General features: G+C 69.1%; 1 pseudogene. It reads left to right on the top strand.

The features are described 5' to 3' along the window. A pseudogene (locus tag QZH66_RS18870) lies at positions 1 to 353 on the top strand (hypothetical protein); the annotation flags it as partial.

Below are 353 nucleotides of genomic sequence, written 5' to 3'. Positions count from 1 at the left end.
TCGAGCGCCTGAGCCGCCAGATTCCTCCCACCCACATCTTCGACCGCCACCTGGCGCGGGAGCAGGCCGTCGCCGGCAGCCCACTCACCGTGGGCAACCAGGTGCAGCTGCTGCGCGACGGGCCGGCCACCTACACGGCCATGGTGGCGGCCATCGAAGGTGCGCGCGACCACATCCACCTCGAGACCTACATCTTCGACGACGACGCGGTCGGCCAGCGCTTTGCGCAGACCCTGATCGCCAAGCAGCGCCAGGGCGTGCAGGTCAACCTGATCCGCGACAGCGTGGGCACGATCCGCACGCCGCCAGAGTTCTTCCGCGACATGGAGGAGGTCGGCATCCGCGTGCTGGAG

It is taken from the genome of Stenotrophomonas sp. YIM B06876, assembly GCF_030711595.1.
Classification (GTDB): domain Bacteria; phylum Pseudomonadota; class Gammaproteobacteria; order Xanthomonadales; family Xanthomonadaceae; genus Stenotrophomonas.
Note: the sequence above shows the minus strand (reverse complement) of the source record. Positions and strands in the feature narration are given on the sequence as shown.